A 14876-nucleotide genomic window follows, 5' to 3' on the forward strand; every position below is an offset into this window, starting at 1 on the left:
ATCGGGTGTGGCCCCATTCGGGCCTGATCGCGCTGCGGCGTTGCCTGCATCCTGAAATGCCAGGCCTGCGCATCGGCAGGGCCTTTCGGAAATTATGCAGTTCCCTCTTTGCCCGCGATGCGGCGAATCTGCCTGTCATGGATAAATTTTGATACCCTGTCCGCGCGAATGGCTCTTGCATCGCGCCCCTCAACACTGCAAAGTTTCCGCAATTTTCGGATGCGCCCGAGTGGAGGAAAATTTTGCAAGATTTGGGAGATGCCTTCGGGCTGGCCATCTCGCTGGTTGCGACGGGCGACGGGGATCTCGTGGAGATCGTCGGCCTGTCCCTGCGCGTCAGCCTGACCGCGACTGCGCTGGCCTGTCTGATCGGACTGCCGCTGGGCGCGCTCATGGCGATTGCGCGGTTCCGTGGTCGGGGCCTCCTTCTGATCTTAATGAACGCACTGATGGGACTGCCGCCGGTCGTCGTCGGTTTGATGGTCTATCTGCATTTGTCCCGGTCCGGGCCTCTGGGCTTTCTTGGTTTGCTGTATACCCCGACGGCGATGATCATCGCCCAGACCATCCTGATTACGCCCATCGTGGCGGCGCTGTCGCGGCAAGTGCTCGAAGACCTGCACAGCGAATACGCCGAGCAGTTCCGCTCGCTCTGTCTCGGGCCGTTGCAGTCGGTTCAGGCGCTGCTTTGGGATGCGCGGTATTCGCTGTTGACGGTGGGGCTGGCGGGCTTTGGCCGGGCGGTGGCGGAGGTCGGCGCGGTGATCATCGTGGGCGGCAATATCGACCATTTGACCCGCGTCATGACCACCGCCATCGCGCTTGAGACGTCGAAAGGGGATCTGGCCATGGCTTTGGCGCTGGGCATCGTGCTGCTGGTCATTGCGCTGGGGGTCAATGCCGCCGTCTATTCCGTCCGGATGACTGCGGTACGGCAGGCCTATGTCTGACGCGGCGCTGATCCGGTCCGCGCGAGACGCGGGTATACAGGAGGCCGCGCCGCTGTTGCCGTTGCGGGTGCGCGCGCTCGGCCTCACTTTCGGTTCGGCGCAGGTGCTGAGGGATGTGAATCTTGATCTCTCTGCGCGTGGCTGCACGATGGTCATGGGCGCGAATGGCGCCGGGAAAACGCATCTTCTCAAGGTGTTGCATGGGCTGACCGTGCCGACATCCGGACAAATCGACTGGGGCGGGCATTCGGCCCTGGAGGCCACGGCGCGACAGTCGCTTGTGTTTCAACGGCCGGTTCTGCTGCGCCGCTCCGTGGCGGCGAACGTGGATTTCGTGCTGCGCAGCCGGAGCAAACCGAGGGACCGGCGGGACGCGCTGCTCGATCATGTCGGCTTGTTGCACAAGGCGCGTCAACCGGCGCGGCTCTTGTCCGGGGGTGAGGCGCAGCGGCTGGCGCTGGCCCGCGCGCTTGCCACGGAGCCGGAGGTGCTGTTCCTCGATGAACCCACCGCCAGCCTCGATCCGGCCTCCGTGCGCAGCATTGAAACCATCGTCTCGCAGGCGCGGGATCGCGGAGTGCGGATCATTTTCGTCACCCATGACATCGGACAGGCGCGCCGCCTCGCGGATGACGTTCTGTTCCTGAGCGCGGGGCGCGTGGCCGAACACAGCCCGGCGGACATCTTCTTTCGCGCGCCGCAAAGCGCGGTTGCGCGGGACTATCTGAATGGCCGTATCACGGTCTGACACAAGGGAGTTAAACTCATGAAAAAGACAGGGATCACCGGAGCACTGGCGCTGGTCATGCTGACGGGTGCGGCGTATGCGGATGACGCGTCGATCATCGTGCAATCGACCACGTCCACGGCAAACTCGGGCCTGTACGACTACCTGCTGCCGATGTTTCAGGACAAGACCGGCATTCAGGTCAACGTGGTCGCCGTCGGCACCGGGCAGGCGATCAAGAACGCCGAGAATTGCGATGGCGATGTGCTGCTGGTTCATGCCAAGCCGTCCGAGGAGAAATTCGTTGCCGCTGGCTATGGCACCGACCGCACGGACCTGATGTATAACGATTTTGTCATTGTCGGTCCGGCGGCGGACCCGGCGGGCGTGGGTGGCATGGATGATGTTGAAGGCGCTTTGTCGAAAATCGCGGAAGAGGGCGCGCTGTTTGCGTCACGCGGCGACGATTCCGGCACACACAAGAAAGAGCGCGCGCTCTGGGCCGATGCCGGTCTCGATCCGACCGCCGGCTCCGGTGATTGGTATCGGGAAACCGGTTCCGGCATGGGCGCCACGCTGAATGCGGGCATCGGCATGGGCGCTTATGTCATGACCGACCGCGCCACGTGGATCAGCTTTGGCAACAAACAGGATTACGCCATCCAGGTGCAGGGCGATCCGGACATGTTCAACCAATATGGCGTCATCCCGGTGAACCCGGAGAAATGCCCCTCGGTGAAAGTCGAGGCGGCCAAGACCTTCTCCGACTGGCTGATCTCGGCCGAAGGGCAGGCGGCCATCGCCGGCTACAAGGTCGCCGATCAGCAACTCTTCTTTCCCAACGCGCCCGCGAATTGATAGACAGGGACGGGGGCGCATCGGGCGCCCTTGCCAAACCCCGCCGAGGCCATGACACACACGGATTTTCCACCGCACGACTACCTGACGGTCAGGGAACTGGCCGCGCTTCTGCGGCTGAAAGAGCGCAAGATCTATGACCTCGCGGCTTCCGGCGCGGTGCCCTGTTCGCGCGCGACCGGAAAATTGCTGTTTCCGGCGGGCGAAGTGCGCGCCTGGCTGGAGCAGGCGCAATCGGGGCAGTTTCCCGCCGCGTCAACAAATGCGCCGAGTGGGACGGAACAGCGCCGCCCCGCAGTCTTTCTGGGCAGCCATGATCCGTTGCTGGACTGGGCGATCCGTCAGTCGGGTTGCGGGCTGCCGACGTTCTTTGACGGCTCTACCGATGGTCTGCGCCGGTTCGAACAGGGCGAAGGAGTGGCCGCCGGTCTGCATTTGTATGACGCGGCAAGTGGTGGCTGGAATATTCCCGACGTGGAGCGGCACGTGCAGGGGCTGAATGTTGTGTTGATCCGGCTGGCCACGCGACGGCGCGGCCTGGTCTATCGCCCGGACCGCCAGCCGCTTGGCGCGATGTCTGATATACGCGGGCTGCGCGTTGTCCCCCGGCAGCCGGGCTCCGGCACCGACCGGCTGTTCCTGAGCCTTGCGGAGCGGGACGGTGTCGCGCTGGCGGATGTCGCGTTCGCCGAGGTCGCGCGCACCGAAGACGATGCGGTCGAGACGGTCCGGCGCGGCGGCGCCGATGTCACGTTCGGTCTTGAGGCGGTTGCCAAGGGATATGGGCTGTCGTTCACGCATCTGATCGACGAGGAGTTTGCCCTGTTGGTCGATCGCCGGGCGTTTTTCGACGCGCCGCTGCAAACGCTCCTGGGATTTCTGAGCAGCGAGGCGTTCCAAATCCGGGCCGAGGGGTACGGCGGATACGACATCCGGGGTTTGGGCGACGTGCTCTGGAATGCCTGAGACAGACGCACGCCGTCATTTGCACGATTGATACACTTTGGCTCTACAGTGCGGCGGATGTCTTGCACGATGGCCCGGGGAAAAACGGCTTGCGCAGGCCTGCGGCGTGCGCGCTTTGTCGTGGGACGAACGAGCATGGCTTTTCTGGCCGATCCCTTTGTCCTAGAGAATGACAGCGTCAGAACAGGTCAGCTGTGAACACCACGGGGGAGAGCACTTACGCATGACGGACGAGACCGGTTCCGAAACCGCTTCGTGGTATCGCATCAAGACGGTATTGCCGTATTTCGTCACGGCCGCACTTTTTGCGGCGGGAACCTGGGCGCTGTATCATCTTCTCGCACCGGTCGACCTGCGGGCCGTCATGACCGAGGTGCGCGCCACGCCCATGCACGTCATCGCGCTGGCGCTGCTGACCACCGCCGCAAGCTATGCGACGCTGATTGGATATGATTGGTCCGCTTTGCGCTATATCGACAAGCGGCTGCCGCCTTCGGTGACGGCGCTCGGTGCCTTTCTTGGCTATGCATTTGGCAATACCATCGGCGCCGGGCCGATCACCGGCGGGGCGGTACGCTATCGGATCTACTCGGCGCTTGGCCTGTCGGCCTATGACATTGCCGCCATCGCCGCATTCGGTGCGATGGCCTTCGGCTTCGGGGCCACAATCATCGGTTTCGGCGCGCTGGCCTACCATCCGAATGCCCTTGGCCACATGATCCCGATGGCGCCAGAGACCATACGCTGGGTGTCTTTGGCCATCGTCGCCGCCTCCACCGCGATCCTGTTCGCGATCGCGGCCCGGCAATCGGAAGTGACGATCCGCGGCATCACCCTTCGGCCGCCATCTCCGGGGATCATGGCGGGGCAGTTTATCTTTACCGGTGTGGATCTCATGCTGGCCGCGATCACGCTCTACCTGCTGTTGCCGCCGGTGGATCTTGGCTTTGCCACGTTTCTTGCGGTCTTTGCCGCGGCTGTCATGGCCGGGGTCATCAGCCATGTGCCCGGCGGTGTCGGCGTGTTCGAGACCGTCATCATTGCCGCTTTGCCGCCTTCCGTCTCGGTCGAGCAGGCCGCGACCGGGTTGCTGCTCTTTCGCCTCATCTACTATCTTGTGCCGTTCTGCGTTGCGCTGGTGATCCTCGCCCTGACGGAGTTGCGGCTGGCGTCCGGTCGCGCCGTGCATCCGGCGCTGCAAGGTGTCTTTCGCTCGATCAGTGCGCTTGTTCCGCTTGCGATGGCTGCCATGATCTTTGCGTCGGGCGTGATCATGATGATCTCCAGCCTGATCCCGGCCACATCGGACTTCGCCGAGGATCTTGAGATGCTTTTGCCAACGGCGCTCATCGAAGGCGGCGCCTTGCTGACCAGTGCCATCGGTGCGTCGATGCTGGTTATCGCGCATGGATTGCTGCGCCGGGTGCAGGGGGCGTGGTGGCTGGCGGTGCTGGCGCTTTCGGGGGGCATAGCGGCGAGCCTTGCCAACGGTCTCGATTACGACCGCGCCCTTATGCTGGCTGCGGCGTTATTGATCCTTCTGCCCACCCGGCGGGAGTTTTTTCGCACCACGCGCCTGACCCGCGATGTGCTCAGCCTGCGCTGGTCCTTGATGATGATCAGCCTGGTGGTTGCCCTGCTGGCGGTGTTGTTCTTTGCCCATAAGGCCACGCCCTATGCCCATGATCTGTGGTGGCAGTTCGCCTCGGATCAGAGCGCCCCGCGCGCGTTGCGGGCGGCGCTGATCGGGGGAATTGTGCTGACGGTTGCCTTGCTGGTCTTTGCTCTGCGCCCTGGCAGTCTGCGCCACGCTCTGGCCACACCCGAAGAGCTGCAGCGCGCCCGCGCCCTCGTCATGGCCCAGCCGGACCCGGAGGCGCATATCGCGCTGACGGGGGATAAATGCCTGATGTTCTCGGATAGCGGGCGCACCGCGTTGATGTACCGGATTCATGGGCGCAGCTGGATTGCGCTGCACGAGCCGTTCGGCGATCCGTCCGAAGTCCGGCAATTGGCCTGGGCCTTTCACGATGCGGCCTATTCTGCCAATGCCCGGCCGATCTTCTATTCGGTGTCAACCGGGCATGTTCCGCTCTGCATCGACATGGGGTTGGCGCTGATCAAGATGGGCGAGGAGGCCGTGGTCCCGCTCGGGGACTTCAGCCTTGAAGGCCCGCGCCGAAAGCGCCTGCGCACGGCGCACAACCGCGCGATGCGCGATGGTCTGCGCTTCGAGGTGATTCAGCCGCCCATCGCGGCTGACCTCCTGGAGGAGCTGCGCGGCATTTCTGATGCCTGGTTGACCTCGAAATCCGGCGGGGAGAAGGGCTTCTCGGTGGGCCGGTTCGATCCGGAGGTGCTCTGCCAATCGCCCATCGCGCTTGTGCGCCTGAACGACAGGATTGTCGCCTTTGCCTCGCTTTGGGTGACGGATCAGAAGGTGGCGGCGTCGCTTGATCTGATGCGTTATGTGGATGATGCTCCGCCAGGCCTGATGGAGTTTCTCTTTACCGAGCTGCTCTTGCATTTTGCGGCGGAGGGATTCGGCGAGTTTTCCCTTGGCAACGCGCCGCTTTCCGGCCTGGAGGCCCGGCGCGGTGCGCGGCTGACAGCGCGCATGGGAGCCTTCGTGTACAAACACGGTCGGCAGTTCTACAATTTCGAGGGCCTGCGCGGTTTCAAGGAGAAGTTCGATCCCGAATGGCGCCCGATCTACGTCGCGCTGCCGCCGCGCGCCAATATTCTTGCGGTCGCAACGGCCATCGTGACCCTCATCGGCGGCGGCGCACGGTCCACGGTTTCGTCACCAAAGAAACCATCGGTTCCCGCGCATTAAGCCGGTTATCCCGGGTCCGCAGCGCCGCGCCTTGCGCGGGCGATGCACGGTCCGGCACGCAGAGCGATCCGCGTGCGACAGCGGCAAAGCATGAAATTGCCCCTTTTTAGTGTTCGACGATTTGTCGTTTCAATCTACGTTTGATCCAACAGTCCAGAAAACTTGAGCAAGGAAGCGGAAACGCATGGCCACGTTTGAACTAAACGGTAAAGAGGTAACGGTCGATGTCCCCGAGGACACGCCGCTGCTTTGGGTCCTTCGGGACGAACTTCAGATGACAGGGACGAAATTCGGGTGCGGGGTCGCGCAATGCGGGGCCTGTACCGTGATGCTGAACGGCATGACCCGCCGCTCCTGCGTCACGCCGATCTCAATGGTTGACGGTAGTTTCGTCACCACCATCGAAGGCGTCGACGGACCGGAAGCAGAGGCGGTTCAGGGCGCATGGGCGTCGCTGGACGTGCCGCAATGCGGCTGGTGCCAGTCAGGACAGGTGATGAGCGCCACGGCGCTGCTGCGAGAAATCCCCAAGCCGACCGACGAGGATATCGACAACGCGATGGCGGGCAACGTCTGCCGCTGTGCCACCTATGTGCGGATCCGCAAGGCGATCCATGATGCTGCCGATACGCTGGAGGGCTGACCCATGACAAAGATGAACCGCAGGGGGTTTCTTGCCTCTTCCGCCGGTCTGGTAATCGGCATGACACTGCCCATCGCCGCCCGTGCCCAGTCCGGCGCGGCGCTGGCGCTGGCCAGCGGCGCAACCGATGAGGCCACGTTCGCACCCAACGCCTTTGTGCGGGTGGCACCGGATGACACCATCACCGTCATGATCAAGCACATTGAGTTCGGACAGGGGCCCAACACCGGGCTGTCCACGCTCGTCGCGGAAGAAATGGACGCCGCCTGGTCACAGATGCGCGCCGAGAGCGCGCCGGCGAACAATGAACTGTACAAGAACCTCGCGTTCGGGATGCAGGGAACCGGCGGGTCCACCGCCATGGCCAACAGCTATATGCAGATGCGCAAGGCGGGCGCCGCCGCGCGGGCCATGCTGGTTGCTGCCGCTGCCGAGGAATGGGGCGTTCCCGCCGAAGAGATCACCGTCTCGCAAGGTGTCATCGCGCACGGTGACAAGACCTCCAGTTTCGGTGCGCTGGCCGAAAAAGCCGCGCAACAGACCCCGCCGGACGATCCGGCTGTGAAAACCCCGGATCAGTTCGTGCTGATCGGGAAGGACCGACCGAAGCTTGACACTGTGGCCAAATCCAATGGCACGGCGACTTTCACGATGGATGTCTACCGTGACGGGATGCAGACCGTTGTCGTCGCCCACCCGCCGAAATTCGGTGCGACAGTCGCCTCGTTCGACGATGCCGCCGCGCTTGAGGTTCCGGGCGTCAGCGCCGTGCGGCAGATCCCGCAGGGCGTGGCGGTCTATGCCGCGTCGACCTACGCGGCAATCAAGGGGCGCAACGCGCTCAGCATCGAATGGGATGAAAGCGCGGCGGAGACCCGCACGAGCGATGAAATCTACACGGCCTTTTCCGAGGCTGCAGCACAGGGCGGCAAGGATGCCGAAGTGATCGGCGACGGCGCGGCAGCCATCGACGGCGCGGCCCGCGTGATCGAAGCGGAGTTCCGCTTTCCCTATCTTGCCCACGCCCCGATGGAGCCGCTCGATGGTGTGCTCGAACTGAGCGAAGAGGGTGCCGAGGTCTGGATGGGCTCGCAGTTTCCCGGGCTCGATTTGCCAACGGTGGCGGGTACGCTCGGGCTGGACCCGTCCAAGGTCTCGATCAATGTCATGCTGGCCGGGGGCAGTTTTGGCCGCCGCGCGCAGGACACGGCGCATTTCGCCTCGGAGCTGGCCGCTGTTGCCAAGGCGGGCGGACCCGGCGCCTACAAACTGGTCTGGACGCGCGAAGATGATCTGCACGGTGGATACTACCGCCCGCTCACCGTGCACAAATTCCGCGCAGGCCTTGCCGAAGACGGCAGCCTGACCGGCTGGGAAAACATCGTTGCCAACCAGTCCATCATGGCCGGTGGGCCGATGGCGCAGATGATGCAGGACGGCATGGATCCCACGGCCTATGAAGGTTCGACCAGGATGCCGTATGATTTCGCAAATGCACGCATCGGCTGGGCCGCGATGGAAAGCCCGGTTTCGGTGCTGTGGTGGCGCTCGGTGGGGCACTCTCACACCGGCTATGCCACAGAGGTCTTTCTCGACATGGTGCTGGAGGCGCAGGGAAAGGACCCGGTGCAGGGGCGGCTGGACCTGCTGAAGGCAGACAAGCCGCGCGACCGCGCCGTGCTTGAAAAGGTTGCCGAGATGGCGGGCTGGGACGGCACGTCGGTCAAGGGGGGCAAGGCGTACGGCGTGGCACTGCATGAAAGCTTCGAGACCTACGTGGCGCAAATCGCCGAGGTGTCGGATGAGGGCGGCATGCCCAAGGTGCACCGCGTCTGGTGCGCGGTGGATTGCGGCGTTGCCGTGAACCCCAACGTGATCCGCGCCCAGATGGAGGGTGGTATTGGCTATGGCCTTGGCTCTGTGCTTTTCGATGAGATCACCCTCGGCGAGGGCGGCACGGTGGAGCAGTCGAACTTCGACACCTACCGCATGCTCCGCATCGACGAGATGCCGGAGGTGATGGTGGAAATCATCCAGTCCGACGCCGATCCAACAGGGGTGGGCGAGCCAGGTCTGCCCCCTGTCGGCCCCGCCGTTGCCAATGCATGGCGCGCCCTGACCGGCAAGACCGTGACCACCCTGCCATTTGCCAAAGCCGGAGCCTGAACCATGAAGACCTATCTGATTGCGGCGCTGCTCTGCGCCGCCCCGGCCTATGCAGACACCGTCAACGGCCTGCGCACACCGGACGAATTCGCCACCATCGAGAACGAGGCAGAGCGCTCTTCCGCGCTCTTCGGTGAGATGATGGCCGTGATCGAGCATCCGCGTTGCATGAACTGTCACCCGGTGGACAACACCCCGCGGCAGGGTATGGAGATGGCCGTGCATCAGCCGCCAGTTGTCCGCGGCGTGGCGGATTTCGGCGCGCCGGGCATGCGGTGCAGCACTTGCCATGGCACGGAGAACATGGCCTTCGAGACCGGCGAAGGCTCGATTCCGGGGCATGAGCCGTGGCGGCTCGCACCGATCAGCATGGGCTGGATCGGAAAAAGCGCGGCAGAGATCTGTGCCCAGCTCAAGGACCCCGAGCGCAACGGGGATCGGACACTGGCGGAGCTGCATGAACACAACGCAGAAGACGGGCTTGTCGGCTGGGGCTGGAAGCCGGGTGAGGGGCGTGAACCGGCACCGGGGACGCAGGAGATCTTCGGTGAGCTCACTCAGGCCTGGATCGACACAGGCGCCGCCTGCCCGAACAGCTAAGTCCGGGAAGCCCGCTTCGTCACAAAGGCGACCGCGTGTGGTCGCCTTTTTCGTGCTCTTCGGGGCATCTGCGGCGCAGAGGTCGAAGGCCGTACTTCTTTGAGACAAGCCGCCGGTTTCTCTTACTCTTCCCAGTCGGTCGTGCCCGGAACAATTGCCCCGAACTCCAAGCACTGCTCACTCGAACCAGACATTGGACACAGGGCGCACGATGGTCTGCTTCGCGGACGAAGCTGCCATCCCATTGACCGATTGAATGTCAGTGATGAGCGCCTGCGAGGTTTGAGGTGTCGAGAACGCGCAGTTGGCCCTCGAAATCGCTCTTCCCGATTGGCATGCCGCGCGTGCGAAGGATGTCGTAGGCGGTCACCGCGTGGAAGTAGAAGTTGGGCAGCAGGAATGACAGCAGGTACGTTTCAGAGGTAAACGCCGACGTCTGGGGATTTGTGTGTATTTGCATGTCCAGGTGCTTTCCGGACCATGCGTTGACCTCGTCGGGTTTGAACTCCAACAACGCGGCCTCCGTTTTTGAGAGTCTGCTGCGCAGCTCGCCGAATGGGATCGCTCCGACAAGTTCAGGTGGGTTGAAGGCACCATGCCTGAGAGCGTCCAGTCCCCAGACGGAATAGTTGTCGACGCATTCAATCTGAAACCAGAACGGTGCCATGTCCGACACCAGACGTGCTTCCACGAAATCATCAGGGTCGATTCCGGTCTCGGAGCAATGGACGACTACCTTGTCGAGGCACGCCCCGATTGAACGTACCGTTTGCAAGTAGGTCGGAACACTCAGATCGAAGAGGGACGTTGTCATGATCTAGTTATGATCTTGCGACGGCCCCTAGGCAATCCCCGAAGCGGTCGTCAGGACGTGCTGCAGCATCCGTCACTGAGGGCTCCAAGCCGACTTTCGCTGTGCAGGTCGCGGTGGCTTCCCTTGCCTCAGGCGTATGGAAAACAGTCTGAGCTCAGTGATGGAAGGCACAGGTCGGTTCTGTCTGATATCCGAGGGTGAAACTCGCGTTATTCAAACGAGAGATCGACCGCGCCGAATGCGCCAAAATCCGCGTGGATCACGCTGCCGGACGGGCATTCGACGGGTCTGATAAAGCTGCCGGAGAGGATGATCTGGCCCGGTTCGATTCTTTGGCCGTAGTGCGCCATGCGCCGGGCGAGCCAGACGACGCTTTCGACCGGATCGTTCAGCACGCCCGCACCAAGGCCGGTTTCCTCCACCGCGTCATTGCGGGTTGTGATCGCGCCGACCCAGCGCAGGTCAAACGCATCGACCGCGTGTTTCTGCCGGCCCAGCACAATGCCGGCGTTGGCCGCATTGTCGCTGATCGTATCGAACACGGTGCGCGTTTTGCCGGTCTGCGGATCTTTGCGCACAATCCGCGTGTCGAGGATTTCCAGCGCGGGCGCGACATAGTCCGTTGAGGCCAGAACGTCGGCGCGGGTGACAGCGGCCCCGCCAAGGGCGGATTTCATCACAAAGGCGATCTCGGCTTCGATCCGGGGCTGGATGAACCGGCCAGCGGGCACAGCCGCGCCGGTCCCGAAGGCCATATCATCAAACAGAATGCCGCTGTCGGGAATGTCGATATCGAGCGCGTATTGCATCGCCTTCGACGTCAGGCCGATTTTCCAGCCGATGACCGTGCGGCCCTGCGCCAGCTTCGCGCGTGAGAGCGCGTTTTGCACGGCATAGGCATCGTCCATGGTCATGTCCGGGTGCCGATGGGTGAGCAAGCCGATCTGCTGCCCGGTGGCCTCGGCATGGAGCAGGTCTGCGGCGGCGCGAAAGTGGTCTTCGGGGGTCATATGGCTTCGTCCTCGACCGTGTTGCGCAGGGTGCCGATGCCGGACACATCGACTTCGACCACATCGCCGGGCTTGAGGTAGTGCGGCGGGTCCAGCCGTGCACCCGATCCGGTCGGCGTGCCGGTGACGATGATGTCGCCGGGCAACAGCGTCATGAAGGTCGAGATGTATTCGATCTGCCGCCGGATCGGGTGCAGCATCCGCGATACCAGATCGTCCTGCCGGATGTCGCCATTGACCCGGGTGACAATGCGCGCCTCGTCCAGCTGCGCCGCGTCGGTGAAGGGCACAAGCCAGGGGCCAAGCGCGCCGGAGTTGTCCCAGTTCTTGCCTTGGGTTACGTTGAACTTGGCGTGGCGCACCCAATCGCGGATCGTGCCTTCGTTGCAAAGGGTTAGGGCGGCGATGTGGTCATAGGCGTCGGCCTGGGCGATGCGGCGCCCGGTCTTGCCGATGACAATCGCCAACTCGCCTTCGTAATCGAGCGTGTGGCTTTCCGGCGGGCGGATCAGCGGGCGATCGTGCCCGGTAAAACCGCTGGCAAATCGCGGAAACAGCGACATGTATTTTGGCAGGTCGCTGCCGTCCTTGTATTCGGCGTTGCGGTCGGGAAAGTTCACGCCGACACACAGGATACGGCGCGCCGTCGGCAGGACCATCTCGTATTGTACGCTCTCGTGGGTCACGGCTTTGCCCCGGGCCGCCTCGCCAAGCGCTGCAAGTCCGCCGGCCTGAACCGCATCAAAGAGCGTCGGCCACTGCGGGAAGATGTCGTTGAGGGCGATCAGCCCGCCGTCGGTGACGGCGCCGTAACAGGTCTCTCCTCCAGCGGTGTAGGTGGCGAAAGTCATTGTATTTGCTCCCAAGTATCCTGGATGACGGTGAGCACCGTCATCACGTCTTCGCGGGTTGTGTCAAACTGGCCAACCTGTACGCGAATGATCTTGCGACCATCGAACGCGCCTTGGGTCAGGTAGACCCGGCCATCGTCGTTGATTGCGTCCACCAGCCGTTGTTGGGCGGCGTCATCGCCGGGACAGCGAAAGGAAAACAGGCTGAGGATGGGTTCCGTGACGATCTCGAAGCCATCCAGACCGCGAATGGCTTCACACAGGTCTCCAGCCCAGGCCACATGATTGCGGATGCGGGTCTGCAGGCCTTCGAGGCCGTAGGACCGCAGCAGGAACCAGATCTTCAGCGCCCGGAACCGCCGCCCGAGCGGGATCGTCCATTCCGAATAGTTGGTCACCGCCGCACCGGTGGTCTTGAGGTATTCGGGCTCGATTTTCAGCGTGTTGAGCTGCGGCGCGGGATCGCGCAGGAACTGGACAGAGCAATCGAACTGCACCCCGAGCCATTTGTGCGGGTTGAACACGATGCTGTCGCAGCGGTCGACGCCGGTCCAGAAGGTTTCCCGGAATTCAGGGCAGATCATCGCCGACCCGGCCCAGGCCGCATCGAGATGGGTATAGAGATCGTGGCGCTGTGCCAGGTCGAGGATGGGAGCGAGATCGTCGCTCGCCCCGATCCCTGTTCCACCAGTGATTGCGATGATCCCCGCAGGGGTGTGGCCCGCCGCGCGGTCCGCCGCAATCGCGGCTTCGAGCGAGGCCACATCCATGGCGTGGCGGGGGCCATTGGTGCCGATCTTGACCAGATTGTCCTGCCCGATCCCGGCGACCCAGCACGCCCGGTCAATTGAGGAATGGACCTGATCGGAGCAGTAGATCCGCAGGTGTCCCTTGCCCGACAGTCCCTCGCGGTTGCCGGTGTAGCCGGTCGCGCGCTCGCGCATGGTCAGAACTGCGGAGAGCGTCGCGGAGGAGGCGCTGTCCTGAATGACGCCGGTGTAGCCTTCGGCCAGCCCGAGCGCCTGCCGCAGCCAGTCGACCATGACGCCCTCGACCTCGGTCGCGGCGGGGGAGGTCTGCCACAGCATGCATTGCGCCGCCACGGTGTTCACCAATTGCTCGGCAAGGATGGAGGGCGGCGCGGCATTGGACGGGAAATAGGCAAAGAAGCGGGGATGCTGCCAGTGGGTCATGCCGGGCATGACGATCGCATCGAAGTCCTTCAGGATCGCGGCCATGTCTTCGCCCTGTTGCGGAGGGCTTGAGGGCAGTTGCGCGGCGATTTCGCCGGGCTTTGTCTGCGCGCGGACGGGGCGGTCCGGCAGGCCCGTATGATAGGCCGCGCCCCAATCGGCGATCTGTTTGCTCCACTCGGCGAATTCATCCCAATTCATGACTTGGACCTTTTTTCGTGTGCTGCGCGGGCAGGGCGCGTGAACGTGTGAGAGCCGGGCAAGCCGGCGATCAGGGCGCGATGATCGGGCTGGCGGCGATTTGCGAGTCGCGGGTATCGACGCCGACAAAACCAGAGCCGTGCTTGAACCAGCTTTCCGGTGCCGGCGAACCCCAAAGGGTCTGGCGCTGCGGATCCTGCAAGTCCCACTTGATCGGTTCCAGATCGGGATCGACGGTTTGGTAATCGGAGCAATAGATCTCGATCCTGTGCCCATCGGGGTCGAGAATATAGAGGAAGAAGGCGTTGGAGATGCCGTGCCGTCCGGGGCCGCGTTCGATGTTCTTCACATAACCGGTCGTCGCCATGAGATCGAGCAGGTCAATGATGTTCAGCGGGGTCGGCACCCAGAAGGCCAGATGGTGCATGCGCGGCCCTGTGCCGTTGGTAAAGGCCATGTCATGCACGCCGCCCTTGCGGTGCATCCAGGCCGCCCAGAGCTTCTTGCTGACTTCGTCCTCGGTGTATTCCGTCACGCGAAAGCCGAAATCGCTGTAGAAGGCGACCGAAGCATCGACGTCGTGGCTGAAACAGTTGAAATGGTCGATGCGCAGCGGTTTGACCCCGCGATAAAGCGCGTATTTCTGATGGATTGGCGCAAGCCGGTCCATCGTGTGATAGAACTCCAGCGGAATGCCCATGTTGTCCGAAGTCAGCAGCGTCCGGCCCTGATAGGCGCGTTCGACCCAGGCGGTCGGGCGGCCCCGGGCGCGGAAATAGGCCTCTGCCTTGTCAAGGTCGGCCTCATCAAAGGTCTTGAAACCAAGGACTTCGACGGTGCCGGGCAAATCCGATTTTTGCAGGATCACACAGTGATGGCCGCGCTCTTCCATGGCGCGCAGATAGATATGGCTGTCGCTTTCATCGGTGACCTGCAGGCCGAGCGTATCGGCATAGAACGCCCTGGAGGCGACCAGATCGGCCACGTTCAGGCAGACATGGCTCAGGCGGATGGTGTTGAAATCGGGATAGAGGTTGGGGGCGGGGACGGGCATGGTTTTG

At 63.1% G+C, this 14876-nt stretch carries 13 protein-coding genes; 8 read left to right on the forward strand and 5 right to left on the reverse strand.

The features are described from left to right. Window positions 1-242 precede the first annotated feature (242 nt). The 8 genes from ACN2XU_RS14750 (at window position 243) to ACN2XU_RS14785 (ending at window position 9746) form a co-directional block, all read left to right on the forward strand. Complete coding sequence (locus ACN2XU_RS14750) at window positions 243-950, forward strand: ABC transporter permease (protein ID WP_419411219.1); 708 nt, start codon at window positions 243-245, stop codon at window positions 948-950. Next, the gene (locus ACN2XU_RS14755) at window positions 943-1698 is read left to right on the forward strand and encodes an ATP-binding cassette domain-containing protein (protein WP_419411220.1); all 756 of its coding nucleotides are present in this window, start codon (window positions 943-945) and stop codon (window positions 1696-1698) included. The genes ACN2XU_RS14750 and ACN2XU_RS14755 overlap by 8 nt, the downstream gene beginning before the upstream one ends. 18 nt (window positions 1699-1716) lie before the next feature. Next, window positions 1717-2535, forward strand: coding sequence for an ABC transporter substrate-binding protein (locus tag ACN2XU_RS14760; protein WP_419411221.1), 819 nt, complete (start codon window positions 1717-1719; stop codon window positions 2533-2535). 51 nt (window positions 2536-2586) lie between these two features. Further along, the gene (locus ACN2XU_RS14765; RefSeq protein WP_419411222.1) at window positions 2587-3501 is read left to right on the forward strand and encodes a substrate-binding domain-containing protein; all 915 of its coding nucleotides are present in this window, start codon (window positions 2587-2589) and stop codon (window positions 3499-3501) included. A 223-nt stretch (window positions 3502-3724) separates the two neighbouring features. After that, window positions 3725-6337, forward strand: a complete 2613-nt coding sequence (gene mprF / locus ACN2XU_RS14770) for a bifunctional lysylphosphatidylglycerol flippase/synthetase MprF (protein WP_419411223.1) — start codon at window positions 3725-3727, stop codon at window positions 6335-6337. 184 nt (window positions 6338-6521) lie between these two features. Further along, window positions 6522-6980: a (2Fe-2S)-binding protein gene (locus ACN2XU_RS14775; protein WP_419411224.1), complete on the forward strand. Its 459-nt coding sequence runs from the start codon at window positions 6522-6524 to the stop codon at window positions 6978-6980. Between the two features lie 3 nt (window positions 6981-6983). Then, window positions 6984-9146 (forward strand): xanthine dehydrogenase family protein molybdopterin-binding subunit, encoded by a 2163-nt coding sequence (locus ACN2XU_RS14780; protein ID WP_419411225.1) that lies wholly within the window; start codon window positions 6984-6986, stop codon window positions 9144-9146. 3 nt (window positions 9147-9149) lie between these two features. Then, a complete protein-coding gene (locus tag ACN2XU_RS14785; RefSeq protein ID WP_419411226.1) occupies window positions 9150-9746 on the forward strand; it encodes an Isoquinoline 1-oxidoreductase subunit in 597 nt (198 codons plus the stop codon). A 259-nt stretch (window positions 9747-10005) separates the two neighbouring features. Here the strand turns inward: ACN2XU_RS14785 and ACN2XU_RS14790 are convergent, their stop codons facing one another. The 5 genes from ACN2XU_RS14790 to hpaD form a co-directional block, all read right to left on the reverse strand. Beyond that, complete coding sequence (locus ACN2XU_RS14790) at window positions 10006-10560, reverse strand: DUF1993 domain-containing protein (RefSeq protein ID WP_419411227.1); 555 nt, start codon at window positions 10558-10560, stop codon at window positions 10006-10008. Between the two features lie 209 nt (window positions 10561-10769). After that, complete coding sequence (hpaH, locus tag ACN2XU_RS14795; RefSeq protein WP_419411228.1) at window positions 10770-11570, reverse strand: 2-oxo-hept-4-ene-1,7-dioate hydratase; 801 nt, start codon at window positions 11568-11570, stop codon at window positions 10770-10772. Beyond that, complete coding sequence (locus ACN2XU_RS14800; protein WP_419411229.1) at window positions 11567-12421, reverse strand: fumarylacetoacetate hydrolase family protein; 855 nt, start codon at window positions 12419-12421, stop codon at window positions 11567-11569. Before ACN2XU_RS14800 ends, hpaH begins: the two co-directional genes overlap by 4 nt. Then, the gene (locus ACN2XU_RS14805; protein ID WP_419411230.1) at window positions 12418-13815 is read right to left on the reverse strand and encodes a pyridoxal phosphate-dependent decarboxylase family protein; all 1398 of its coding nucleotides are present in this window, start codon (window positions 13813-13815) and stop codon (window positions 12418-12420) included. The genes ACN2XU_RS14800 and ACN2XU_RS14805 overlap by 4 nt, the downstream gene beginning before the upstream one ends. A 70-nt stretch (window positions 13816-13885) precedes the next feature. Beyond that, window positions 13886-14869, reverse strand: coding sequence for a 3,4-dihydroxyphenylacetate 2,3-dioxygenase (gene hpaD, locus ACN2XU_RS14810; protein WP_419411231.1), 984 nt, complete (start codon window positions 14867-14869; stop codon window positions 13886-13888). Between the last annotated feature and the right edge of the window lie 7 nt (window positions 14870-14876).

It is taken from the genome of Pacificoceanicola niger (genome assembly GCF_048553275.1).
GTDB lineage: Bacteria > Pseudomonadota > Alphaproteobacteria > Rhodobacterales > Rhodobacteraceae > Pacificoceanicola.